We start from the raw sequence: 23,713 nt of genomic DNA, 5'->3' as shown, positions 1-23,713 counted from the left end.
GCGCCCGGGAGGGGACATGAGCCTGTCCACCCCCTTCATCTTCCGCCCGATCGCCACCATGCTGCTGACCATCGGCATGGCCCTGGTGGGTGGCGTAGCCTATTTCCTGCTGCCGGTGGCGCCGCTGCCGCAGGTGGACTACCCCACCATCTCGGTCACGGCCAGCCTGCCCGGGGCCGCGCCGGACACCATGGCGGCCACCGTGGCGACGCCGCTGGAGCGGGCGCTGGGATCGATTGCCGGCGTCAATGAAATGACGTCCAGCTCCAGCCTGGGCAGCACCCGCATCACCCTGCAGTTCGATCTGTCGCGCACCGTGGACAGCGCCGCGCGCGATGTGCAGGCTGCCATCAACGCGGCGCGCACCCTGCTGCCTTCGGGCATGCCCAGCAACCCGACCTACCGCAAGGTCAACCCGGCCGATGCGCCCATCCTGATCCTGGCACTGACATCTTCCAGCCTCACCCGTGGGCAGATGTATGACGCCGCCTCCACCGTGCTGGCGCAGAAGCTCTCCCAGGTCGAAGGCGTGGGCCAGGCCAGCATCAGCGGCGGAGCCCTGCCCGCCGTGCGGGTGGAACTGGACCCGGTGCGCCTGGCGGCCAACGGCATTTCGCTGGAGCAGGTGCGCAGCGCCATCACCAGCACCAATGCCAACCGCCCCCTGGGGGCGGTGGAGCGCGAGGACCGTTACTGGCAGGTAGGCACCAACGACCAGGCGTCCAAGGCGGCCGACTACGCCCCGCTGGTGCTCAGCTGGAACAACGGCTATGCCGTGCGGCTGCAGGATGTGGCCGAGGTCAGCGACTCGGTGCAGGACGTGCGCAACTTCGGCGTGGCCAACGGCAAGCCCGCCATCCTGCTGCAGATCTTCAAGCAGCCGGACGCCAACATCCTGGAAGCCGTGGACCGGGTGCGTGCCCTGCTGCCGCAGCTGCAGGCATCCATTCCGGCGGCCATCGACATGACCATCGTCTCCGACCGCACCCCCACGCTGCGGGCCTCCGTGGTGGAGGTGGAGCGCGCGCTGGTGATCTCGGTGGCCCTGGTGATCCTGGTGGTGTTCCTGTTCCTGCGCAATGGGCGGGCCACGCTGATCCCCGCCGTGGCCGTGCCGGCCTCGCTGATGGGCACGTTCGGCATCATGTACCTGTGCGGCTACACGCTGGACAATCTGTCGCTGATGGCCCTGACGGTGGCCACGGGCTTTGTGGTGGACGATGCCATCGTGGTGCTGGAGAACGTGATGCGCCATATGGAACGGGGCAAGTCGCCCTTGCAGGCGGCGCTGCAGGGTGCACGGGAAATCGGTTTCACCGTGGTCTCCATGAGCCTGTCGCTGATTGCGGTGTTCGTGCCCATTCTGTTCATGGGCGGCATCGTGGGGCGCTTCTTCCGGGAGTTCGCGGTGGTCATGTCCGCTGCGATCCTGGTGTCCATGGTGGTGTCGCTGACCACCACGCCCATGATGTGCGCGGCATTGCTGCGCACACCGGCACAGCAGGCCCGCATGCAGGCGCGCAAGGGCCAGCGCAGTGCCTGGCGGCAACGCTGGCAAGGCTTCTGGCAGCGCATCTCGGCCGCCATCGGCCGGGGCGAAACCGCGCTCACCGCCGGTTATCGCCGCACCCTGGCCTGGAGCCTGCGCCGCCAGCCCCTGGTGCTGCTGGTGCTGCTGGCGGTCATCGGGCTGAACGTCTACCTGTATGTGGCCATCGACAAGGGCTTCATGCCCCAGCAGGACACGGGGCGGGTGATGGGCTTCATCCGCGCCGACCAGTCCACCTCCTTCCAGGCCATGGAGCGGCGCATCCAGCGCTTTCTGGCCATCGTGCAGCAGGATCCGGCGGTGGAATACGTGACCGGTGTCACCGGCGGCGGCCAGCGCAATGCCGCCAATATCTTCATGTCGCTCAAGCCCCTGTCCGAGCGCAAGGTGTCCAGTGACGAGGTCATCAACCGCCTGCGCGACAAGCTCAAGAACGAACCCGGTGCACGCCTGTTCATGGTGGCGCAGCAGGATGTCCGCATCGGCGGCCGCCAGAGCATGGCCTCCTACGATTTCACGCTGCAGGCCGACGACAACGCCGAGCTGCGCACCTGGGAGCCGCGCATCCGCCAGGTACTGTCCACCCTGCCGGAGCTCACCGATGTGAACAGCGACGTGCAGGACTATGGCCTGCAGACCTCGTTGGTGATCGACCGCGACCAGGCCGCACGCCTGGGACTGACGGTGGCGCAGATCGACAACACCCTGAACGACGCCTTCGGCCAGCGCCAGGTAGGAGTGATCTACAACCCGCTCAATCAGTACCGCGTGGTGATGGAAGCCGCCCCCCAGTTCCTGCAGAGCCCGGAGACGCTGCGCGGCTTCTTCTTCGTCAACAGCAGTGGCGAGCAGGTGCCGCTGACGGCGTTTGCCCGCATCACCACCACCAACACCCCGCTGACGGTCAGCCACGAAGGCGGCACACCGGCCAGCACCATCAGCTACAGCCTGCCACCCGGGGTCTCGCTGTCGCAGGCCAATGACGCCATCCGCCAGGCCATGGCCGATCTGGGCATGCCGGTGTCCATGCGCGGCAGCTTCAGCGGCACCGCGGGCGCTTTCCAGCAGGCGCTGGCCGGGCAGCCGCTGCTGATTCTGGCGGCCATCCTCACCATCTACCTGGTGCTGGGCATCCTCTATGAGAACCTGGTCCACCCGCTGACCATCCTCTCCACCCTGCCATCGGCCGGCGTGGGCGCGCTGCTGGCGCTGATGCTGTGCAAGACCGAGTTCTCCCTGATCGCCTTCATCGGCGTGATCCTGCTGATCGGCCTGGTCAAGAAGAACGCCATCATGATGATCGACTTCGCACTGGAGCGCGAGAAAGGCGGTCACGCCACCGCCGCGCAGGCCATCTACCGCGCCTGCAACCTGCGGCTGCGCCCCATTCTGATGACCACCATGGCCGCCATCTTCGGTGCGCTGCCGCTGGCACTGGGCCGGGGTGACGGCGCCGAGCTGCGCCAGCCGCTGGGCATTGCCATTGTGGGCGGCCTGCTGGTCAGCCAGTTGCTCACGCTCTACACCACGCCCGTGGTCTACGTGCTGCTGGACCGCCTGCGCACCCGCTGGCAACGCAGCTGGCGGCGCCGGGGCAACGTGGCGGCCACACCCGGAGCACCCGCATGATTGACTGGACCCACGCTATGCATGAAAAAGGCCTGCCTGTCCGATGGCACGCGCTGAATCCGTTCGCTGATCTGAAGTCGCCCTGGCCCGTGACCAGCCTGCTCCTGGCCTTGGCCCTGGGACTGACCGGCTGTTCCATGGCCCCCACCTACCAGCGCCCGGCGCTGGATGTGCCCGCCACCTTCAAGGAAGCCACACCCTCTGCGACCGAGTGGGGAGTGTGGCAGCCTTCCCGCCATGGCGCCACGCAAGGCGATACAGCGGCTGCCGTGCCCGCATCCTGGTGGTCGCTGTATGGCGATGCCACGCTGAACCGGCTGCAGGACCAGGCTGAGGCCGGCAGCCCCAGCGTGGAACAGGCGGTGGCCCGGCTGCGTGCCGCACAGGCCGCGGTGGCCAGCAGCCGGGCCGGCCTGTTTCCGACGCTGGGAGCATCGGGCAGCGCCAGCCGGGCCCGCGCAGGCGGAAGCACGGGCAGCAGCACCGGCGGCAGTGCCGGCATCAACAACAGCTACTCGCTGGGCCTGACTGCCAGCTGGGAGCTGGACCTGTGGGGGCGGCTGTCCGGGCAGGTGGCGGCCGACCAGCTGAGCGCCCAGGCCAGCCGGGACGATCTGTCCGCGGCACGCCTGTCCAGCCAGGCGACGGTGGCGCAGACGTATTTCGCGCTGCGTGCGGCCGAAGCGCAGATGCAGCTGCTGCAGGACAGCCTGCAGGCGTACCTGCAAAGCTGGCAGCTGACACAGAACCGCTACCGCGCCGGTGTGGCCTCGTCGGCCGATGTGGCCCAGGCCGAATCACAGTACAAGAGCACCCAGGCCCAGTTGCTGGAATCCCGGACCACACGCGCCCAGTACGAACATGCCCTGGCTGCGCTGCTGGGCCTGGCCCCCGCCCAGTTCAGCCTGCCCGTCACCGGGCAGCTGCCGGCTCCGCCGCAGGTGCCGGGCATGCTGGCCTCCACCTTGCTGGAACAGCGCCCCGACATTGCGGCGGCGGAACGCCGTGTGGCCGCAGCCAATGCCCAGGTGGGCGTGGCGCGTTCCGCCTACTTTCCGGCGCTCACGCTGTCGGCGGCAGGCGGCTATCGCAGCAGCACACTGTCGCAGCTGCTGAGTGCCCCCAATCTGTTCTGGTCGCTGGGGCCGGCGATGGCGCTGAGCCTGTTCGACGGCGGTGCCCGCTCGGCCGCGGTGGAGTCGGCCCGCGCAGCGCTGGACCTGGCAGGCGCGACCTACAAGCAAACCGTGCTGACCGCACTGCAGGAGGTGGAGGACAACCTGGTGGCCGCCACCCACCTGGCGCAGGAGCAGCAGGTGCAGACCGAGGCCGTGGCCGCTGCCCAAAAGGCGCTGGACGTGGCCAACAACCAGTACAAGGCCGGTACCGTGGCCTACCTGAATGTGCTGTCGGCCCAGACCACGGTGCTGAGCGCACAGAACAGTCTGATCAGCGTGCAGAACCGGCGCCTGGCGGCCACCAACACCCTGCTGAAGAACGTGGCCGGGCGCTGGGAACCCTGAGCGCTGGGCGAGGCAGGCCGTCCTGCCACCGCCCCTGCTCCATCACAGCGTGACCAGCATGGCCACCACCGTGGCCGCCATGGCTGCGGTGGCCAGCCACCCCAGGGCACGCAGGCGGTGACCTATGGTGTGTGCCCCCATGGTGTCCCGCCGGGTGGCCAGCAGCATCATCACCACCATGATGGGCACCGCAATCACCCCGTTGAGCACGGCCGCCCAGAACAGCTCCTTCACCGGGTCTGTGGGCGTGAAACACAGCACCACACCGCCGAACGTGGCGAATGCGATCACCCCATAGAAGCCACGGCCCTCGCCCTGCCCCAGCCGCGCGCTCAGGGTGCCTTCCCACCGGAAGGCTTCCGCAACGGCATACGCCGCAGATCCCGCCAGCACCGGCACCGCCAGCATGCCCGTGCCGATGATGCCCAGGCTGAACAGCAAAAATGTGAGATCGCCGGCCACCGGCCGCAACGCTTCGGCGGCCTGTGCAGAGGTTTCGATGTGGGTGAGCCCTGCCGCATGCAAGGTGGCAGCCGTGCTCAGGATGACAAAGAAAGCGATCAGGTTGGAGAACGTCATCCCCAGGATGGTGTCGAACTTGATCCGGCGCAGATGGTGCCGGACCTCCTGCAGCGAATGCACCGGGCCGCCACGCAGGTCTTCCATTTCCTGCGCCGCCTGCCAGAAAAACAGATAGGGGCTGATGGTGGTGCCAAAGAGCGCGACCACCATCAAAAGCACCTCGTTGCTGAGCGCCAGGCGCGGATACACCACCGCGCGCAGCACATCGCCCCAGTTCAGCGGAATGGTCAACGCCACCGCCGCATAGGCGAGCAAGGCCAGCGTCAGCCACTTCAGCCCGCGCACATACACGCGGTACGGCAGGAACACCTGCAGCAGCAGGCACAGCATCCCGAAGCTGACGACATAGATATGGGCCGAACCACCCAGCAGAAGCCGCAATGCCTCGGCCATGGCCGCCAGGTCGGCGGCAATGTTCAGGGTGTTGGCGCCGACCAGCAACGTGACCGTGGAGACCAGCACCCAGCGCGGATAGGCCTGTCCGATATTGGCCACCAACCCACGGCGGGTCACATAGCCGATGCGCGCGCTGATGATCTGGATGGCCGCCATCAACGGCAAGGTGAAGACCATGCTCCAGAGCATGGAGAAGCCGAACTGCGCCCCGGCCTGGGAGTAGGTGGCGATACCGCTGGGGTCGTCGTCGGCAGCCCCGGTGATCAGCCCGGGACCCAGGGATTGGAAACTCTTGCGCAGCCGCTGTGACCAGGTGGGTTTCATTGGGGCCCCTGAAGAACGGAAATGGCTCTGTACCGCCCGGGCGCCGGCATGCATGCGGCATCAGGCGGCAGGAACCGCCATTATTCCTTCCCTGTGCAGCCCCCTCCCCCCGTATCGCGCCCCGTTCCGACCGCCGAGCGTCCATGTGCTGCGCATGAAAAAACCGCCCACATCCTGCGGATGGGGCGGTTGGTGCATGGCGGACACGACGCAGCAGCGCGCGCCGGTCAGAAACCGTCGCTCAATCGTCCAGCAGCGACAGGTCGCGCACGGCACCGGTATCCGCGCTGGTGACCAGCATGGCATAGGCCTTCAGTGCGGCCGAGATCTTGCGTGGACGCGGCTTGGCGGGCTTCCAGCCCTTGGCGTTCTGCACTTCGCGGCGTCGGGCCAGTTCTTCATCGCTGACCAGCGCATTGATGGTGCGGTTGGGAATGTCGATGCGGATCTTGTCGCCGTTCTGCACCAGGCCGATGGCGCCGCCTGCAGCAGCTTCGGGCGAGCAGTGGCCGATGGACAGACCCGACGTACCGCCGGAGAAACGACCATCGGTCAGCAGCGCGCAGGCCTTGCCCAGACCCTTGGACTTGAGGTAGCTGGTGGGGTACAGCATCTCCTGCATGCCGGGGCCGCCCTTGGGGCCTTCATAGCGCACGATCACCACATCGCCGGCCTTCACCTTGTCGGCCAGAATGTTTTCCACGGCTTCATCCTGCGACTCGACCACATGGGCCGTGCCTTCAAACACCAGAATGGATTCGTCCACCCCGGCGGACTTCACCACGCAGCCATTCAGGGCGATGTTGCCGGTCAGCACCGCCAGACCGCCTTCCTTGCTGAACGCATGCTCATAGCTGCGGATGCAGCCCTCGGCACGATCGAGGTCCAGGCTGGGCCAGCGGGTGCTCTGGCTGAAAGCCACCTGCGTGGGAATGCCGGCAGGGCCGGCCATGTAGAAGTGGCGCACGGCTTCATCCTGCGTGCGCACGATGTCCCATTGGTCCAGCGCTTCCTTCATGGTCTTGGCATGCACGGTGGGCACATCGGTATGCAACTTGCCGGCGCGGTCCAGCTCACCCAGGATGGCCATGATGCCGCCGGCGCGGTGCACGTCTTCGATGTGGTACTTGGGCGTGTTGGGTGCGACCTTGCACAGCTGGGGCACGACGCGCGAGAGGCGGTCGATGTCGGCCATGGTGAAGTCGATACCGGCTTCCTTGGCAATCGCCAGCAGGTGCAGGATGGTGTTGGTGGAGCCGCCCATGGCGATGTCCAGCGTGATGGCGTTTTCGAAGGCCTTGAAGCCCACGGCACGCGGCAGCACCGATGCATCGTCCTGTTCGTAGTGCTGGCGGGCCAGCTCCACGATGCGGCGACCGGCGCGCAGGAACAGCGCTTCACGGTCGGCGTGCGTGGCCACCACGGTGCCGTTGCCGGGCAGGGACAGGCCCAGCGCCTCGGTCAGGCAGTTCATGGAGTTGGCGGTGAACATGCCCGAGCAGGAACCGCAGGTCGGGCAGGCCGAGCGCTCGACCTCCGCCACATCGGCGTCGGAATAGCGCTGGTCGGCGGCGATCACCATGGCATCCACCAGATCCAGCTTCTTGAACTCGATGGTCTTGGTCTCGGGATTCGCCAGCTTGGTCTTGCCCGCTTCCATGGGGCCGCCGGAGACAAAGATCACCGGGATGTTCAGGCGCATGGCGGCCATCAGCATGCCGGGGGTGATCTTGTCGCAGTTGGAGATGCACACCAGCGCGTCGGCGCAGTGGGCGTTCACCATGTATTCGACCGAATCGGCAATCAGGTCGCGGCTGGGCAGCGAATACAGCATGCCGTCGTGGCCCATGGCGATGCCATCGTCCACGGCGATGGTGTTGAATTCCTTGGCCACGCCGCCGGCCTTTTCAATCTCGCGCGCCACCAGCTGCCCCAGGTCCTTCAGGTGCACGTGGCCGGGCACGAACTGGGTGAAGGAGTTGGCAATGGCGATGATGGGCTTTTCGAAGTCGCCATCTTTCATGCCGGTGGCACGCCACAAGGCGCGCGCACCTGCCATGTTGCGGCCGCCGGTGGAGGTTTTGGAACGGTATGCGGGCATGGGGAATGTCGTTGTAGCAAAGGTCTGCAGGCCTGCGCGCAGCGGCCGGTTTGCCACCGTCCATCCCACGCAGGATCACCGCAGATTATCACCCAGCCACCCCGCGAAGGCGCAGGCGCAAATCCCTGCTGGCGACCGAGCCAGCCATCGCAAAACGCGATATCAGCCTTCTGGTGCATGCCGGAGCCACGGCCCTGCCAACCCCAATAACCCCATGGCATCCACCCGCTTGCAGGGAATGCGCACCTGCCTGCGGCCGGGCCTACAATCCGACCCTGTTTCCCCCACTTCTGCCAAAGCCCTCGAGGAAAAAGTAGCTATGAAGCGTGTTCTGATCACCCTGGCCCTGACCCTGTCCGTTGCCGCCCCGGCCATGGCCGATCTGGCGCTGGCCCAGTCGAAGAACTGCATGGCCTGCCATGCCGTGGACAAGAAGCTGGTGGGCCCCTCCTACAAAGACGTCGCCGGCAAGTACGCCGGCCAGAAGGACGCTGTGGACAAGCTGGCCGCCAAGATCGTCAAGGGTGGCAGCGGCGTCTGGGGGCCGGTGCCCATGCCCGCCAACACCCAGGTCAGCGAAGCCGATGCCAAGAAGCTGGCCGCCTGGATACTGACATTGAAGTAATCCCGCACGTCGCGGGCACCCGCCGCAGGGCCGTGAGACCCCTGCCCACCAAAAAAGCCGCTTGGCCTGTGCCCAGCGGCTTTTTGCATGGCGCATGCGGCCCCCTTGGGACGCCGTCACTGCCTGCGCACCGGGCGCGGCCCTGGCTGCAGCAGCGCCGTCATCACAGCAGCGGATCGGTGCGGCCTTCGGCCGGTTTGGCCGCATGGCCTTTGCCGCTGCCCCAATCGGCGGCCACGCCGGCGCGCAGCTGCTGCTCCAGCTGGCCGACATAGGCGGCGGTGGAGTTGTCGCTTTCCTGGGCGCGGGCCTTGAACTGCTCTTCCAGCGCATCCAGGCGGTTGAGCAGTTGCTGCTGCGCTTCCTGGTGGCGCAGCTCCAGCACGGTGCGCAGCTCGGTGAAGCGCGAAGCCTCGGCCTTGTCAGCCAGCTCGCGCTGGGCCAGCATTTCCTTGTTGTGCCGACGGGTCTCCATCAGCACCGAACCCTGCAACGTGACCACATAGGCCACAAAGAAGATGGCCAGCAGCGCCGTCAAGCACAGCATGATCAGACCCAGCGGGGCCTCCACCGTAGTGAAGCCCAGCGAGACGGGCGTGGATTGGTTCAGCGCCTGCCAGTTCATCGTGGCCAGGAACACGATCAGCAGCACGATCAAGGTCAGCAAAGCGGTTCTTGCTTTCATGAAAATCTCCAAGGTCCGGTCAGCGGGCGCGGCACTACTGCCTGCCCTTCGCCGCATTTGTAACGCATCTTGGATTCAGCCCAGGTAGGAATGGCCCCTGTCCCGCGCCACATTGGCGCTTGTTTGCGCCAGCCCAGAAAAAAGCCACCGCTTGTGGCGGTGGCATAAACGGGTGCGGCGGTACCGCATCCGAAGCATCAGGGCCGCAGCGGTCGCAGAGCACCCGGTGTCCGCGTTGCGCGGCGTTCTGGATCAGTTGGTCTTGGCAAGCTGCTCCAGGATTGCAGGGTTTTCCAGCGTGCTGGTGTCCTGGGTGATGGCTTCGCCCTTGGCGATGGAGCGCAGCAGACGGCGCATGATCTTGCCGCTGCGGGTCTTGGGCAGGTTCTCGCCAAAGCGGATGTCCTTGGGCTTGGCGATGGGGCCGATTTCCTTGGCCACCCAGTTGCGCAGCTCGTTGGCCAGGGCCTTGGCTTCTTCGCCGGTCGGCACCGGGCGCTTGAGCACCACGAAGGCGCAGATGGCTTCGCCGGTCAGGTCGTCCGGGCGGCCCACCACAGCGGCTTCCGCCACCAGATCGGTCTTGGACACCAGCGCGGATTCGATTTCCATCGTGCCCATGCGGTGGCCGGAGACGTTCAGCACATCGTCGATCCGGCCGGTGATGCGGAAGTAGCCGCGGTCTTCGCTGCGCACGGCGCCGTCGCCGGCCAGGTAGTAGCCCTTGAGCTCTTCGGGGAAGTAGCTCTTCTTGAAGCGCTCGGGGTCACCCCAGATATTGCGGATCATCGACGGCCAGGGCTTCTTGACCACCAGGATGCCGCCGGCGCCGTTGGGCATGTCGTTGCCGGATTCATCGACGATGGCCGCAGTGATGCCGGGCAGCGGCAAGGTGCACGAACCGGGCACCAGCGGGGTGGCACCAGGCAGGGGCGTGATCATGTGGCCGCCGTTTTCGGTCTGCCAGAAGGTGTCCACGATCGGGCAGCGCTCGCCACCGATGTGCTTGTAGTACCACATCCAGGCTTCGGGGTTGATGGGCTCGCCCACACTGCCCAGGATGCGCAGCGACGACAGGTTCCAGTTCTTGGGGTGCACCTTCTCGTCGGAATCCGCGGCCTTGATCAGCGAACGGATGGCCGTGGGCGCGGTGTAGAACACCGTGCAGCCATGGCGCTCGATCATCTGCCAGAAGCGGCCGGCGTTCGGGAAGGTCGGCACGCCTTCGAACACGATCTGCGTGGCACCCGCCGACAGCGGGCCGTAGGCCACATAGGTATGGCCGGTGATCCAGCCGATGTCGGCCGTGCACCAGAACACATCGCTGTCCTTCATGTCGAAGGTCCAGTTCACCGTCTGGCGCGCCCACAGCATGTAGCCGCCGGTGCTGTGCTGCACGCCCTTGGGCTTGCCGGTGGAGCCGCTGGTGTAGAGGATGAACAGCGGGTGCTCGGCATTCACCGGCACGGCCGGGCATTCGGTCGACTGACCTGCCAGCGCTTCGGTGAAGGTGATGTCACGGCCGGCCACCATGGCGCATGCCGTGGGTGTGCGCTCGTACACCAGCACCGTCTTGACGGCATCGCAGCCGCCCAGCGCCAGCGCGTCGTCGACGATGGCCTTCAGCGGCAGTTCCTTGCCACCACGCATCTGGTAGTTGGCCGTGACCACCGCACTGGCTCCCACGTCCACGATGCGCTCCTGCACCGCCTTGGCCGAGAAGCCGCCGAACACCACCGAGTGCGTGGCGCCGATGCGCGCGCAGGCCTGCATGGCCACCACGCCTTCGATGGTCATGGGCATGTAGATCAGCACGCGGTCGCCCTTTTGCACGCCACGGGCCTTGAGCGCGTTGGCGAACTGGCTCACGCGGGCCAGCAGCTCCTTGTAGGTGACCTTGGTGACTTCGCCGCCGTCGGCTTCAAAGATGATGGCGGTCTTGTTCTCGACCGGGGTGCCGATGTGCTTGTCCAGGCAGTTGGCGCTGGCATTCAGTTCGCCGTCGGCAAACCACTTGAAGAACGGGGCATTGCTTTGGTCCAGCACCTGGGTGAAGGGCTTGGTCCACACCACGTTCTCACGGGCCAGGCGGGCCCAATAGCCTTCATAGTCCTTGTCCGCTTCGGCACACAGGGCTTCATAAGCGGCCATGCCGGACACGCGGGCAGCCTTCTGGGTCGCATCGGATGGGGGAAAGACGCGGTTTTCCACCAGCACGGATTCGATGGCGTTGGTCGGTGCGTTCATGGCTGAGTCTCCTTGCACTTGTAGGGTTTGTTTGCGGCGTACTGTCGTGTCGGGCACTTACATACCACTGACTCGCCGTCTATCTCCCACTGTAGCCCCCAAAAAGCCCTGTCTTCCCCCTCGGGTTTCCACAATGGCGCCGCATACAATGCCCGCCCAGCAGCGCTTCGCTGCTACGGTTTCCTTCAACCCTCCTCTGACCCACCATGGCCCACGCTGACCCGAAACCCGAGTCTCCTGCCTCCCCACCCTCGTCCACGCCTGTGGCCCTGCGCCCCCTGCCGGCCTTGATTTTTGCCAGCCGCTGGCTGCAGCTGCCGTTGTACCTGGGCCTGATCGCGGCCCAGGGCGTCTATGTCTGGCACTTCCTGATCGAGCTGCTGCACCTGGTGGAAGCCGCCTTCGGCAGCCAGGAAGCGCTGCAGGCACTGATCACCAACATCGGCTACAAACCCGAAGCCGCCATCACCGGCCTGAACGAGACCGTCATCATGCTGGTGGTGCTGGCACTGATCGACGTGGTGATGATCTCCAACCTTCTGATCATGGTGATCGTCGGCGGCTACGAAACCTTTGTCAGCCGCCTGGGCCTGGACAGCCACCCCGACCAGCCCGAGTGGCTGGACCATGTGAATGCCTCGGTGCTCAAGGTCAAGCTGGCCCTGTCCATCATCGGTATCAGCTCCATCCACCTGCTCAAGAGCTTCATCAACGCCGGCAACTATGAAGTGCAGGTGCTGATGTGGCAGACCATCATCCATGTGGTCTTCCTGCTCAGCGCCCTGGCCATTGCCTTCACCGACAAGCTGATCCACAGCAGCCACGCCAGCCACAGCGCCCACTGAGCCCCCTCTGCAAAGCGCCCATCCGGGCATTTTCTGCCCACATGCAACCCCGGCTACCGCAAGGTTCCGGGGTTGCTGCTTTTTCCGCTCCGTTGCCAGCGACAGAACGCACGAAGCCCACCGTTGCCATCCCCGGGAATGCTGCAACGCAAAAAAATCATTGACAACAACATAACCAATAGTTAGAATAAGCGCTTCATTAACAACCTGCCATGCAGGTAATCCATCCCTTTTGCGGGTGGATTGACTCTGGCGCGCACCGTTGCCACGCAACGAGATGCCGCCACAGGCCGGATTCCGGCCCTGATGCACGGACTTTCATCCGGGTGGCTTTCGGCCTTGCGCCGCCACCCGTTCCGAGGGAAAGCAACCGGCGGTCTGACCGTTGACTTCCTCCCTCGCTCCTGCGGCCCTTGCGCACCCTCACGTGCCATGCGGGCCCTGCCATACCTGCCCTTCAATGTGGCGCAACGGGTGTTCCCCGCTGCGCCGGTGCATCGGGCCCCACGTTTTCCGGCTTCGCGTGTAGGCCGCCATGGGCATGCCCATGGCGCGGCTGCACTGTGTTCAACCTCCAAAACCAATGAGGGAGAGAAACCAGTGGCCAAACAAATCCGCATCGAGCATGTGTTCAAAGTCTTCGGCGACCAGCCGCAGGCTGCGCTCGACCTGGTGCAGCAGGGGCTGTCGAAACAAGACATCCTACAACGCACCGGCCAGTCCATCGGCGTGTTCGACGCCCATTTCACCATCGAGGCCGGCGAGGTCTTTGTCATCATGGGCCTGTCCGGCTCGGGCAAGTCCACGCTGGTGCGCCTGCTCAACCGCCTGATCGAGCCCACCAGCGGCCAGATCGTGGTGGATGGCCAGGACATCAACCAGCTGAACGATCGCGACCTGCGCGCCCTGCGCCGCAAGGACATCTCCATGGTGTTCCAGTCGTTCGCACTGATGCCCCACATGACGGTGCTGGACAACACCGCCTTCGGCCTGGAACTGGCCGGCGTGGACAAGCCCACGCGCCAGAAAGCCGCACAGGAAGCGCTGGAACAGGTCGGCCTGGGCGCCTGGGGCGCCAGCTACCCCGATGCCCTGTCGGGCGGCATGCAGCAGCGTGTGGGCCTGGCCCGCGCCCTGGCATCCGACCCCAGCATCCTGCTGATGGACGAGGCGTTCTCCGCCCTGGACCCCATCATCCGCACCGAGATGCAATCCGAGATCCTGCGCCTGCAGCAGATCAAGCGGCGCACCGTGGTCTTCATCTCACACGACCTGGATGAAGCCATGCGCATTGGCGACCGCATCGCCATCATGAAGGACGGCCAGGTGGTGCAGGTGGGCACGCCCGATGAAATCCTGCGCAGCCCGGCCAACGATTACGTGCGCAACTTTGTGCGCGGCGTGGATGCGGCCTCGGTCTTCAAGGCCGCCGACATCGCCCGCCAGGCCATGACCATCATCTCCGAGCACAGCGACCGCGGCTGCCGCGCCGCGCTGCGCCTGATCGAGGACTCCGACCGCGACCACGCCTATGTGGTCAACAGCCGCAAGCGCTACCTGGGCGTGGTCTCTTCACAGTCCTTGCGGGATGCGCTGCAGGGCCAGCCCAGCATGCGCGGCCTGCAGCACGCCTTCATCCCCAACGCCGTGCCGCTGGCCAGCAGCACACCGGTGGCCGACCTGTTCGGCCCGGTGGCGGCCGTGCCCTTCGCGCTGCCCGTGGTGGACGAGGACGGCAGCTTCCTCGGTGTGGTCAGCCGCACCACCATGCTCAAGTTCCTGGACCGCGACACCCCCCCCGTGCCGCCGCCCCAGATCGAAGTGCCGCCCATCCAGCTGAATCCGAAGTTCCCCGTGCATGCGGCGGAACCCGCCGTGGCGCCGCATGCCCAGCCTGCCGCGCCTGTCCATAACCAGACCGGAGATGCCGCATGAACGATTTGCACACCACCACCCCGGTGCAGGACGATCCCTGGGCCGCCAGCACCGCACAGGACGCCCCCAACCCGATGCCCGCCACCTCGGCCGATGCCGCAGTCGACGATCCCTGGGCGGCCAGCAGCATGCAGGCCGATGCTCCGACAGCCAGCGCCACCGATGCCGGCACCGATCCCTGGGGCGGCAGCGCCGATGCGCCCGACACCAGCATGGACTGGCTCAGCGCCCCGGCCACATCCACCCCGGTGGATGACAGCAGCCAGAGCGGCCTGACGGCCCTGTGGCACCAGATCACCACCGAAGGCCTGCCGGTGCAGGACGCCATCAACGACGGCCTGGGCTGGGTGGTGGACCATTTCCGCCCCTTCTTTCAGGCCGTGCGCACACCGATCGATGCCACCCTCAACGGCGTGACCGACACCTTGCTGGCCGTGCCCATGCCGGTGCTGGTGCTGCTGATTGCCCTGCTGTCCTGGCAGTTCGCCAGCCGCAAGCTGGCCGTCGGCTCGGCCATCTCGCTGCTGATCGTCGCGGCGCTGGGCATCTGGTCCGAAGCCATGGTGACCCTGGCCCTGGTGCTGACTTCGCTGCTGTTCTGCGTGGTCATCGGCCTGCCGGTGGGCATCGTGCTGGCCAGCAGCGACCGCGCCCAGCGCTGGATGCGCCCGGTGCTGGACGCCATGCAGACGACCCCGGCCTTTGTCTATCTGGTGCCGGTGGTGATGCTGTTCGGCATCGGCAATGTGCCGGGGGTGATCGTGACCATTGTGTTTGCGCTGCCGCCGCTGATCCGTCTGACCAATCTGGGCATCCGCCAAGTACGTCCGGACCTGATCGAGGCCAGCCGCGCCTACGGCGCTTCGCCCTGGCAGCTGCTGTGGAAAGTGCAGCTGCCGCTGGCCATGCCGTCCATCATGACCGGCATCAACCAGGCACTGATGCTGTCGCTGTCCATGGTGGTCATCGCCTCCATGATCGCCGTCGGCGGTCTGGGCCAGATGGTGCTGCGCGGTATCGGCCGCCTGGATATGGGCCTGGCCACCGTAGGCGGCCTGGGCATTGTGCTGCTGGCCATCGTGCTGGACCGTCTGACCCAGGCCATGGGTGAAAACACACGCGGCAGCGCCCGCTGGTGGCAGACCGGCCCGGCAGGCCTGGTGGTGCGCATGCTGCGCCCGGCCCCTGCGGCGCCGACAGAAGCCACAGCGCCGGCAGCGCCAACTGCGGCTGCGGCAACCACGGCACAGGCACAGCCCACTCCGCTGCCGCCCCAGCCATCGGCCAGCTGACGGCCCGCCCCCTCGCTGATGGCCTGCACGGCCGTGGTGTCGTGCCAGGTCACCAGCCAGGCACCTCACCCAGACACCACACCAACCACAACACAAAGGAACACCAAGGATGACGTTGCACACTGCATACACCCCCGATACACAGACCCTCCCCGCCGCCAACGCCCCCCGCTCGGCCTGGCAACGCGCCTGCGCCGTGGCCGCAGGCCTGGCCATGGCTGGCAGCATGGCCCTGGCGGCCGACAGCGCCGACCTGCCCGGCAAGGGCGTGAAAGTCCAGCCGCTGAAAAGCTCCATCGCCGAAGAAACCTTCCAGACCCTGCTGGTCATCAAAGCCCTGGAGCAACTGGGCTACGACGTGCAGCCCGTGAAGGAAGTGGAATACCCCACGGCCCACATCGCACTGGCCAATGGCGACGCCACCTTCATGGCCAACCACTGGAACCCGCTGCATGCCGACTACTACAAGAATGCCGGTGGTGACGCCAAGCTCTACCGCCAGGGCGTGTTCTCGGCCAACGCCGCCCAGGGCTACCTGATCGACAAGAAAACAGCCGACGCCCACCAGATCACCAACCTCGGCCAGCTCAAGGACCCAGAGATTGCCAAGCTGTTCGACACCGACGGTGACGGCAAGGCCGACCTGACCGGCTGCACCCCCGGCTGGGGCTGCGAGGCCATGATCGAACACCAGCTGTCCGCCTACAAGCTGCGCGACACGGTCACGCACAAACAGGGCACCTACGCGGCGCTGATGGCCGACACCATCACCCGCTACAAGGCCGGCAAGCCCATCCTCTACTACACCTGGACGCCGTACTGGGTGAGCAATGTGCTCAAGCCCGGCAAGGATGTGGTCTGGCTGCAGGTGCCTTTCTCGGCCATGCCCGGTGAGCAGGCCGGCACCGACACCAAGCTGGCCAATGGCAAGAACTACGGCTTCATCGCCAACAACCAGCAGATCGTGGCCAACAAGGCCTGGGCGGAAAAGAACCCCGCCGCCGCCAAGCTGTTTGCCGTGATGCAACTGTCCGTGGCCGACATCAATGCCCAGAACTTCATGATGAGCCAGGGCCAGGGCAAGGCTGCCGACATCGAACGCCACACCACGGGCTGGATCAAGGCGCACCAAAAGCAGTTCGACGGCTGGCTGCAGCAGGCACGCGACGCGGCACGCTAAAGCCCCACGGGAACGCGCTTGGCCGTTTGCTGTGCCCACACAGCAAGCGCCTGCACACGGCGCCAATCCATCCACCGGCCCCTGCGGCCGGTTTTTTTGTGCGGGCAGGCACGGTCTATGCATTCACTGCCGGTGGACCCGGTCGCCTGCACCACGATGCAGCACCGGGCATTGGTTTCACTCCCCGGAGCTTTTCATGTTGCATTCCCTGCCCCGCCGCACCCTGTTGTCCTCACTGGCCGCACTGGGCCTGTCCAGCCTCTGCGGTCTGACCGCCCAGGCCGCCACACTGGCCGACATCCAGGCCCACAAAGTCCTCAACGTCGGCATCCAGACCGATTACCCGCCCTATGGCTATATCGACGCCAGCATGAAGCCCCAGGGCTCCGACGTCGCCACGGCCGAGCTGATCGCCAAGCAGCTGGGCGTCAAGCTCAACATCGTCACCGTCACCTCGCCTGCACGCATTCCCGCGCTGCAGGCCGGCAAGGTGGACCTGATCATCTCCTCCATGGGCAAGAACCCCGAGCGCGAGAAAGTGGTGGACTTCACCATCTCCTACGCCCCGTTCTTCTCGGGCCTGTATGCCAACAAGAGCCTGGCGATCAAGCAGTTTGGCGATCTGGCCGGCAAAACCGTGTCGGTCACGCGCGGCTCGCTCCAGGACGATGCGCTGACCAAGCTGGCCCCTGCCGGTGCACAGATCAAGCGCTTTGAGGACGACACCGCCACCATCGCCTCGTTCGTGACCGGCCAGAGCCAGGTGCTGGCCCACAGTGCGGCCGTGGCCGGGCTGACCATGCAGCGCAACCCCAAGCTGGGTGCCGAATACAAGCTGCTGCTGACAGATGTGCCCTGCTTCATCGGTGTGGCCAAGGGCAACACCGCCCTGCTGGACCAGGTGAACGTGATCCTGCGCACCGCCAAGGCCGATGGCACGCTGAACGCCATCTCGGAAAAGTACCTGGGCCGCCCGCTGGGCAATCTGCCGGAATAAACGCAGTTCCGGGCAACTGCGTCGCCCCTAGAAAACCATAAAAAAAGCGGCCCCTTGTGGGGCCGCTTTACATGGAGCGCAATGCTGTTATTCAGTGGATCAGCGCAAGGCCACGGCCTGCAGCTGCGCCAGCAGCTTGCCCTTGGCGTCCAGCAATTCCAGCTGTTCACCATGGATGCGCCAGCTGGCCACCTGGCCCAGCATTTTCAGCATGGCCGATTCGGTGCTGGACGCCGCGCCCTTGCAGGCCATGCGGGTGCCGGCCACCTGACCGAACTGCAGCTGCTGACCGTCCTGCTTCCAGCTGCCCATCAAGCGGTTGCAGCCGCCCGAGCCCACCAGCCGACCTTGCTGCTGCAGGATGATGTGCGCTTCCTTGTCCAGGCGGGGCACGGCCTTGCCGTTCAAGGTCAGCAGCTTCCAATAGGTATTGTCCAGCGACACCGAGGCCTGCTCTGCAGCGGCGGGCTTGGCTCCACCCTGCCCGGCCGCAGCGGCTGCCGCCACCGGTACGGGCACACCCAGGTTCTTGGCCTTGTCCCCGGCGCAGGACGTGGCGCTGGACAGCGACACAAAACGCTCCACGCGCAGCGCCAGCTCCTTCTTGCCCTGCTGGGCCATCACCGGATCGGCAGAGGGACGTTCGACGATGCGGCCATCCACACTGGCCAGCATGGCGGTGTTGGGACCATTGCGCGACGCCATATAGGCATTCTCCAGCAGCGCGTTGTCCCCTTCCATCAACACCGGCACGATCTGCCCGGTTTTGCAGTCCAGGAATCGGCCGCTGTCGGCTTCATAGCTGTAGACGCCCTGCCAACGGCCCGTTTCCGTGCTGGGCTGCAGAACGCCGGGCTGCTGCGCCGCAGCCGATGTGCTGCTGGTGCCGCGCCATTGCGACCATTTTTGCGAGACGGTGGAACAGCCCGCCAGACTGGCCACAGCCAGCACACAGCCGGCCACGCGCCACAGGGAATGCGACATGGATGCCTCCTGTCCATGGTTGTACATGTACTTCATGCCCGCACGTTAGCAGAGCCCCTGGCCAGGCAGGGAGAAACTGCTGTGCCAATACCCCTTGCGGGCAGTCATGCATTCAACGCCTTTGGGCTTGTTGCACGCACGGTTATTGGCCGAAAAGCTACTCAAAAAATAGCGCGCCGACAATGCTGCAGACCACCCGGCGCAGCCGGGCAGCGCCCATGGCCGCGCGCTGCCGCAGTGCGGCACCACCCGCCCTGCCATGCTGTCCAGACCGGGCCGCTGGCTGCGCGATCGCGCTGTCGCACGACCCAACACACTTGTGACCAACTGTTGCATCCATAATCGTGCTATTTCCTGAACAGGCACCCCCATGAGCCAAGAGAACCCCAACGTCGTCCAAGGCACCGAGGAGCTGTTGCTCAGCCTGTGCAATTCCGTCACCCGCGTGCTGAACGTGGCCACCAACAGCCAGGTGCAATACTCCGGCGTGGTGCAGCGCATCCAGAAGACCTACCTCAAGCCCGACATCGGATGCTTTGTGCTGTTTGACGGCGGCTTCTCCGGTCTGGTCATCATCAACCTGTCCGCCGCGTCGGCCATGGAGCTGTACCGCAACTACCTGCTGAACATGGGCCTGTCCGAAAGCGACCTGGCCACCAGCTACACCTCGGACGAAGTCAGCAACGTGATGGGCGAGCTGATGAACCAGGTGGTGGGCGACTTCACCGGCAAGGTGCGCCGCGAACTGCAGACCCACATCACCCAGAACCAGCCCAAGATGCTGGTGCTGAACAAGCAGGTGCAGCTGAGCGTGGACGCCAACCTCGACAACCCCGAGGCGCGCCGCGTCACCTTCTACACCGCCGCCAACAACATCTTCTATCTGGAGCTGGCGGTGGACCGCACCGAGTTCATCACCCTGCGCGACTTTGTGCCCGAAGCCGAAATCGACGCCGATGCCATCATGGCCGCAGCCGGCGCGCCTGCTGCCAGTCCTGCCGCCGCCGGTGCCTCCGCCGCCACGGCTGCTGCGACCGCCACGGCGCCTTCTTCCACCGACGCCGATACCGAAGCCCTGCTCAAATCGCTGGGCATGTAAGCAGCCGGCACCACCGCACGTACCTTCCACAAAAAAGCACCCTGCAGGGTGCTTTTTTTCATGACGCTGGCAGGTCTGCCGGTCAAGGTGCCCGCAACGCACTCCAGTGGCTGCGCCCGCTTCGCATACGCAGCATTCTGTGCGAAACCACTCACTGGAAGCCATCGGCTTCCAGCTGGGGAGGAGACTGCAACCCCCTGAGCTGCCCGGCACCTGCAACCCCAACGGCAGCGGGGTACGGAATTTACGGCCAGGGAACACCAGACCGAAAGCACAGGGACCGAAACAGGCTTACAGATTGCCCACCATGTCCTTGGCCACCACCCACTGGTCAAACTGCTCGGCCGTCACATGGCCGCTGGCAATGGCAGCGTCGCGCAGGCTCGAACCCTCTTTGTGAGCCTTCTTGGCGATGTAGGCGGCCTTGTCGTAGCCGATATGGGTATTGAGTGCCGTCACCAGCATCAGCGAGCTGCTGACCAGTTCGGCAATGCGCTCGCGGTTGGGCTCGATCCCCACGGCGCAGTGGTCATTGAAGCTGACCATGCCATCGGCCAGCAGGCGCACGCTCTGCAGGAAGTTGTGCGCCACCAGCGGGCGGAACACGTTCAGCTCGAAGTTGCCGCTGGCACCGCCAAAGTTGATGGCCACATCGTTGCCGAACACCTGGGCGCCCAGCATGGTCACGGCTTCGGACTGCGTGGGGTTGACCTTGCCGGGCATGATCGAGGAGCCCGGTTCATTCTCGGGAATCGACAGCTCGCCCAGGCCGCTGCGCGGACCGCTGGCCAGCCAGCGCACATCGTTGGCAATCTTCACCATGCTGGCGGCCAGGGTCTTGAGCGCGCCATGGGCGTGCACCAGCCCGTCGCACGATGCCAGCGATTCAAATTTGTTGGGCGAGGTGATGAAGGGGTAGCCGGTCAGCTTGGCCAGCTCGGCAGCCACCCCCTCGGCGTAACCCTTGGGCGCATTCAGGCCCGTGCCCACGGCGGTACCGCCCAGTGCCAGCTCGTACAGATGGGGCAGCGCGGCGCGCACATGTTTTTCGCTGTGCGCCAGTTGGGCCACCCAACCGGAGATTTCCTGGCCCAGTGTCAGCGGCGTCGCATCCTGCAGATGGGTACGGCCGATCTTCACGATGTCGGCAAACGCCTCGCTCTTGGCCTGCAAGGTGGTACGCAGCTTGGCAATCGCCGGCAGCAGCTTCTGCTCAATGGCCGTGACCGCTGCCACATGCATGGCCGTGGGGTAGACGTCGTTGCTGGACTGGCTTTTGTTCACGTCGTCATTCGGGTGCACCAGGCGCGACTCACCACGCTCGCCGCCCAGCAGCTCGCTGGCGCGGTTGGCCAGCACCTCGTTGACGTTCATATTGGTCTGCGTGCCCGAACCGGTCTGCCACACCACCAGCGGGAATTCGCCCGGGTGCTGGCCGGCCAGCACTTCGTCGGCAGCGGCGTTGATGGCCTGGGACTTCTTGGCATCCAGCAGGCCCAGGGCGTGGTTCACCGTGGCCGATGCCTTCTTCACCTGCGCCAGCGCGGCAATGATCTCGCGCGGCTGCTGTTCGCCGCTGATGTCGAAGTTCTGCAGCGAACGCTGGGTCTGGGCGCCCCAGAGCCTGTCGGCCGGAACGTCGATGGGGCCGAAAGTGTCTTTTTCCTGGCGCATGGCCTGGCCGGGGGTGGAAGTGCTCGTCATTTTGGGACTCCTTGAAAGCAAACAAGGCGGCGCAGCTGGCTGGAGGCGATCTGGCTACGGTTGGCCGCAAAACACACTGGCATGCGCAGGCATGCCAGCAAAAAAGCAGACCGCCATGCTAACCCAGGCAATGACAGCCATTCTCATTGGCGTGTTGTACCGCACCGCAGCACATCGGGCACAGCCATGCTGCACAGGTGGCCGGATTGGCTTTTTTCCCAATATGCACGGGCGCAAGAAGCTATGGTTTTTGAAAGTCCCCAGAACCCCACAGTCAGCACCCGGACAGCGGCTTGCAGTAAGCTGCGGCGCGCCCCAAGTCCTCTATAAGACTTGTCGGCTTTGGCCTACAGCCCGGGGGCTTAGCGCGGATAATCAGCAGGTTTTCCGAGCGCAGCCCCTGCGCACCTATAACAGAGAAGCTTCACGATGACGACCTCCATCCGCCAGCAGGACCTGATCGACTCGATCGCAGGTGCCCTCCAGTACATCAGCTACTACCACACGCCGGATTTCATCCAGCATCTGGCCCGCGCCTACGAGCGCGAGCAAAGCCCTGCGGCCAAGGATGCGATGGCGCAGATCCTGACCAATTCCAAGATGGCTGCCACCGGCCAGCGACCCATCTGCCAGGACACCGGCATCGTCAACGTGTTCCTGAAGGTGGGCATGGACGTCAAGTGGGAAGGCTTCACCATGGGCCTGGAAGACGCCATCAACGAAGGCGTGCGCCGTGGCTACAACCACCCCGACAACACGCTGCGCGCGTCCGTGGTGGCGGACCCCCACTTCAAGCGCAAGAACACCAAGGACAACACCCCCGCCGTGATCAATGTGCAGATCGTGCCCGGCGACAAGGTGGACGTGACCGTGGCCGCCAAGGGCGGCGGCTCCGAGAACAAGTCCAAGATGATCATGATGAACCCCAGCGACGACCTGGTGGAATGGGTGCTCAAGACCATCCCCACCATGGGCGCAGGCTGGTGCCCTCCCGGCATGATCGGCATCGGCATTGGCGGCACGGCAGAAAAAGCCGTCTTGCTGGCCAAGGAAAGCCTGATGGAAGACCTGAACATGTACGAGCTGCAGGCCAAGGCTGCCAGCGGTGCAGAGCTGGACGACGTGGAAAAGCTGCGTCTGGAGCTGTTCGAGAAGATCAACGCCCTGGGCATTGGCGCCCAAGGTCTGGGCGGCCTGACCACAGTGCTGGACGTCAAGATCAATATGTACCCCACGCACGCGGCTTCCAAGCCCGTGGCCATGATCCCCAACTGCGCCGCCACCCGCCACGCCCACTTCGTGATGGACGGCTCCGGCCCCGTGTACCTGGACGCGCCTTCGCTGGACAGCTGGCCCAAGATCGACTGGGCACCTGACTACAACAAGTCCAAGCGCGTGGACCTGAACACCTTGACCAAGGAAGAAGTCGCCAGCTGGAAGCCCGGCGACACCATCTTGCTCAACGGCAAGATGCTGACCGGCCGTGACGCCGCCCACAAGCGCATCCAGGACATGCTGGCCAAGGGTGAAAAGCTGCCCGTGGACTTCACCAACCGCGTGATCTATTACGTCGGCCCCGTGGACCCCGTGCGCGACGAAGTGGTCGGCCCGGCCGGCCCCACCACCGCCACCCGCATGGACAAGTTCACCGAGATGATGCTGTCGCAGACCGGCCTGATCTCGATGATCGGCAAGTCCGAGCGCGGCCCCGTCGCCATCGAAGCCATCAAGAAGCACAAGAGCGCTTACCTGATGGCCGTGGGCGGCGCTGCCTACCTGGTCTCCAAGGCCATCAAGCACGCCAAGGTGGTGGGCTTTGAAGACCTGGGCATGGAAGCCATCTACGAATTCGACGTGGTCGACATGCCCGTCACCGTGGCCGTGGATGCCGGCGGCACCAGCGCCCACATCACCGGCCCTGCAGTCTGGAAGGAAAAGATTGCGACCGGCGAATTCAAGGGCATTGAAGTGGCCGGTGCGTAACCACTCCGCTGCTGCCTGCATAAAAAACCGCCT

At 65.3% G+C, this 23,713-nt stretch carries 16 protein-coding genes; 10 read left to right on the top strand and 6 right to left on the bottom strand.

The window, feature by feature from the left end; all coding sequences use genetic code 11:
* Nucleotides 1-16 precede the first annotated feature (16 nt).
* Nucleotides 17-3,178, top strand: a complete 3,162-nt coding sequence (locus tag B3349_RS02620) for a multidrug efflux RND transporter permease subunit (RefSeq protein ID WP_291586198.1) — start codon at nt 17-19, stop codon at nt 3,176-3,178.
* A complete protein-coding gene (locus B3349_RS02615) occupies nt 3,175-4,701 on the top strand; it encodes an efflux transporter outer membrane subunit (protein ID WP_291586196.1) in 1,527 nt (508 codons plus the stop codon). The genes B3349_RS02620 and B3349_RS02615 overlap by 4 nt, the downstream gene beginning before the upstream one ends.
* A gap of 42 nt (nt 4,702-4,743) precedes the next feature.
* On the opposite strand, the gene B3349_RS02610 is transcribed toward B3349_RS02615, so the two are convergent.
* Nucleotides 4,744-6,003, bottom strand: coding sequence for an NRAMP family divalent metal transporter (locus tag B3349_RS02610; RefSeq protein ID WP_291586194.1), 1,260 nt, complete (start codon nt 6,001-6,003; stop codon nt 4,744-4,746).
* 241 nt (nt 6,004-6,244) lie between these two features.
* Entirely contained in the window at nt 6,245-8,104 is a 1,860-nt protein-coding gene (gene ilvD / locus B3349_RS02605; protein WP_291586192.1) for a dihydroxy-acid dehydratase, read from the bottom strand.
* Between the two features lie 319 nt (nt 8,105-8,423).
* Between ilvD and B3349_RS02600 the strand changes: the two genes are divergently transcribed.
* Nucleotides 8,424-8,729 (top strand): c-type cytochrome, encoded by a 306-nt coding sequence (locus B3349_RS02600; protein WP_291586191.1) that lies wholly within the window; start codon nt 8,424-8,426, stop codon nt 8,727-8,729.
* 163 nt (nt 8,730-8,892) lie between these two features.
* Here the strand turns inward: B3349_RS02600 and B3349_RS02595 are convergent, their stop codons facing one another.
* Nucleotides 8,893-9,414 (bottom strand): LapA family protein, encoded by a 522-nt coding sequence (locus B3349_RS02595; RefSeq protein WP_291586188.1) that lies wholly within the window; start codon nt 9,412-9,414, stop codon nt 8,893-8,895.
* Between the two features lie 252 nt (nt 9,415-9,666).
* The gene (gene acs, locus B3349_RS02590) at nt 9,667-11,661 is read right to left on the bottom strand and encodes an acetate--CoA ligase (RefSeq protein WP_218333876.1); all 1,995 of its coding nucleotides are present in this window, start codon (nt 11,659-11,661) and stop codon (nt 9,667-9,669) included.
* A gap of 206 nt (nt 11,662-11,867) precedes the next feature.
* On the opposite strand from acs, the gene B3349_RS02585 reads away from it, so the two are divergent.
* The 5 genes from B3349_RS02585 to B3349_RS02565 all read left to right on the top strand — a co-directional run bounded on the left by B3349_RS02585 (nt 11,868) and on the right by B3349_RS02565 (nt 17,910).
* Nucleotides 11,868-12,506 carry a TIGR00645 family protein gene (locus tag B3349_RS02585; protein ID WP_280010599.1) on the top strand — a complete coding sequence of 213 codons (639 nt, stop codon included), beginning with the start codon at nt 11,868-11,870 and terminating at the stop codon, nt 12,504-12,506.
* 600 nt (nt 12,507-13,106) lie between these two features.
* Entirely contained in the window at nt 13,107-14,441 is a 1,335-nt protein-coding gene (gene proV, locus B3349_RS02580) for a glycine betaine/L-proline ABC transporter ATP-binding protein ProV (protein WP_291586183.1), read from the top strand.
* On the top strand, nt 14,438-15,733 hold the full coding sequence (gene proW / locus B3349_RS02575; RefSeq protein ID WP_291586181.1) for a glycine betaine/L-proline ABC transporter permease ProW: 1,296 nt from the start codon (nt 14,438-14,440) through the stop codon (nt 15,731-15,733). The genes proV and proW overlap by 4 nt, the downstream gene beginning before the upstream one ends.
* A 214-nt stretch (nt 15,734-15,947) precedes the next feature.
* The gene (gene proX / locus B3349_RS02570; protein ID WP_280010674.1) at nt 15,948-16,913 is read left to right on the top strand and encodes a glycine betaine/L-proline ABC transporter substrate-binding protein ProX; all 966 of its coding nucleotides are present in this window, start codon (nt 15,948-15,950) and stop codon (nt 16,911-16,913) included.
* A 196-nt stretch (nt 16,914-17,109) separates the two neighbouring features.
* Entirely contained in the window at nt 17,110-17,910 is an 801-nt protein-coding gene (locus B3349_RS02565) for a transporter substrate-binding domain-containing protein (protein ID WP_280010597.1), read from the top strand.
* Between the two features lie 99 nt (nt 17,911-18,009).
* Here B3349_RS02565 and B3349_RS02560 read toward each other — a convergent pair whose 3' ends face one another.
* Entirely contained in the window at nt 18,010-18,894 is an 885-nt protein-coding gene (locus B3349_RS02560) for an META domain-containing protein (RefSeq protein ID WP_291586178.1), read from the bottom strand.
* 370 nt (nt 18,895-19,264) lie between these two features.
* Here B3349_RS02560 and B3349_RS02555 point away from each other — a divergent pair, with 370 nt between their 5' ends.
* Complete coding sequence (locus B3349_RS02555) at nt 19,265-19,993, top strand: DUF3334 family protein (protein ID WP_280000340.1); 729 nt, start codon at nt 19,265-19,267, stop codon at nt 19,991-19,993.
* Between the two features lie 291 nt (nt 19,994-20,284).
* Here B3349_RS02555 and fumC read toward each other — a convergent pair whose 3' ends face one another.
* On the bottom strand, nt 20,285-21,697 hold the full coding sequence (fumC, locus tag B3349_RS02550; RefSeq protein ID WP_291586174.1) for a class II fumarate hydratase: 1,413 nt from the start codon (nt 21,695-21,697) through the stop codon (nt 20,285-20,287).
* Nucleotides 21,698-22,126: 429 nt separating this feature from the next.
* Here fumC and B3349_RS02545 point away from each other — a divergent pair, with 429 nt between their 5' ends.
* Complete coding sequence (locus B3349_RS02545) at nt 22,127-23,680, top strand: fumarate hydratase (RefSeq protein WP_066535540.1); 1,554 nt, start codon at nt 22,127-22,129, stop codon at nt 23,678-23,680.
* Nucleotides 23,681-23,713: the final 33 nt, after the last annotated feature.

This window comes from Comamonas sp. UBA7528 (assembly GCF_002479375.1).
GTDB lineage: Bacteria > Pseudomonadota > Gammaproteobacteria > Burkholderiales > Burkholderiaceae_C > Comamonas.
The sequence above is the reverse complement of the archived record's forward strand: the minus strand, read 5'-3'. Positions and strand labels throughout refer to the sequence as shown.

Excerpts from the sequence above, each read along its gene's own strand:
- B3349_RS02615 (WP_291586196.1), top strand. The coding sequence starts at position 3,175 with ATGATTGACTGGACCCACGCTATGCATGAAAAAGGCCTGCCTGTCCGA.
- fumC (WP_291586174.1), bottom strand. The coding sequence starts at position 21,697 with ATGACGAGCACTTCCACCCCCGGCCAGGCCATGCGCCAGGAAAAAGAC.
- B3349_RS02585 (WP_280010599.1), top strand. The coding sequence starts at position 11,868 with ATGGCCCACGCTGACCCGAAACCCGAGTCTCCTGCCTCCCCACCCTCG.
- acs (WP_218333876.1), bottom strand. The coding sequence starts at position 11,661 with ATGAACGCACCGACCAACGCCATCGAATCCGTGCTGGTGGAAAACCGC.
- B3349_RS02600 (WP_291586191.1), top strand. The coding sequence starts at position 8,424 with ATGAAGCGTGTTCTGATCACCCTGGCCCTGACCCTGTCCGTTGCCGCC.
- B3349_RS02610 (WP_291586194.1), bottom strand. The coding sequence starts at position 6,003 with ATGAAACCCACCTGGTCACAGCGGCTGCGCAAGAGTTTCCAATCCCTG.
- B3349_RS02595 (WP_291586188.1), bottom strand. The coding sequence starts at position 9,414 with ATGAAAGCAAGAACCGCTTTGCTGACCTTGATCGTGCTGCTGATCGTG.
- proW (WP_291586181.1), top strand. The coding sequence starts at position 14,438 with ATGAACGATTTGCACACCACCACCCCGGTGCAGGACGATCCCTGGGCC.
- B3349_RS02560 (WP_291586178.1), bottom strand. The coding sequence starts at position 18,894 with ATGTCGCATTCCCTGTGGCGCGTGGCCGGCTGTGTGCTGGCTGTGGCC.
- ilvD (WP_291586192.1), bottom strand. The coding sequence starts at position 8,104 with ATGCCCGCATACCGTTCCAAAACCTCCACCGGCGGCCGCAACATGGCA.
- proX (WP_280010674.1), top strand. The coding sequence starts at position 15,948 with ATGGCTGGCAGCATGGCCCTGGCGGCCGACAGCGCCGACCTGCCCGGC.
- B3349_RS02565 (WP_280010597.1), top strand. The coding sequence starts at position 17,110 with ATGTTGCATTCCCTGCCCCGCCGCACCCTGTTGTCCTCACTGGCCGCA.
- B3349_RS02620 (WP_291586198.1), top strand. The coding sequence starts at position 17 with ATGAGCCTGTCCACCCCCTTCATCTTCCGCCCGATCGCCACCATGCTG.
- B3349_RS02555 (WP_280000340.1), top strand. The coding sequence starts at position 19,265 with ATGAGCCAAGAGAACCCCAACGTCGTCCAAGGCACCGAGGAGCTGTTG.
- B3349_RS02545 (WP_066535540.1), top strand. The coding sequence starts at position 22,127 with ATGACGACCTCCATCCGCCAGCAGGACCTGATCGACTCGATCGCAGGT.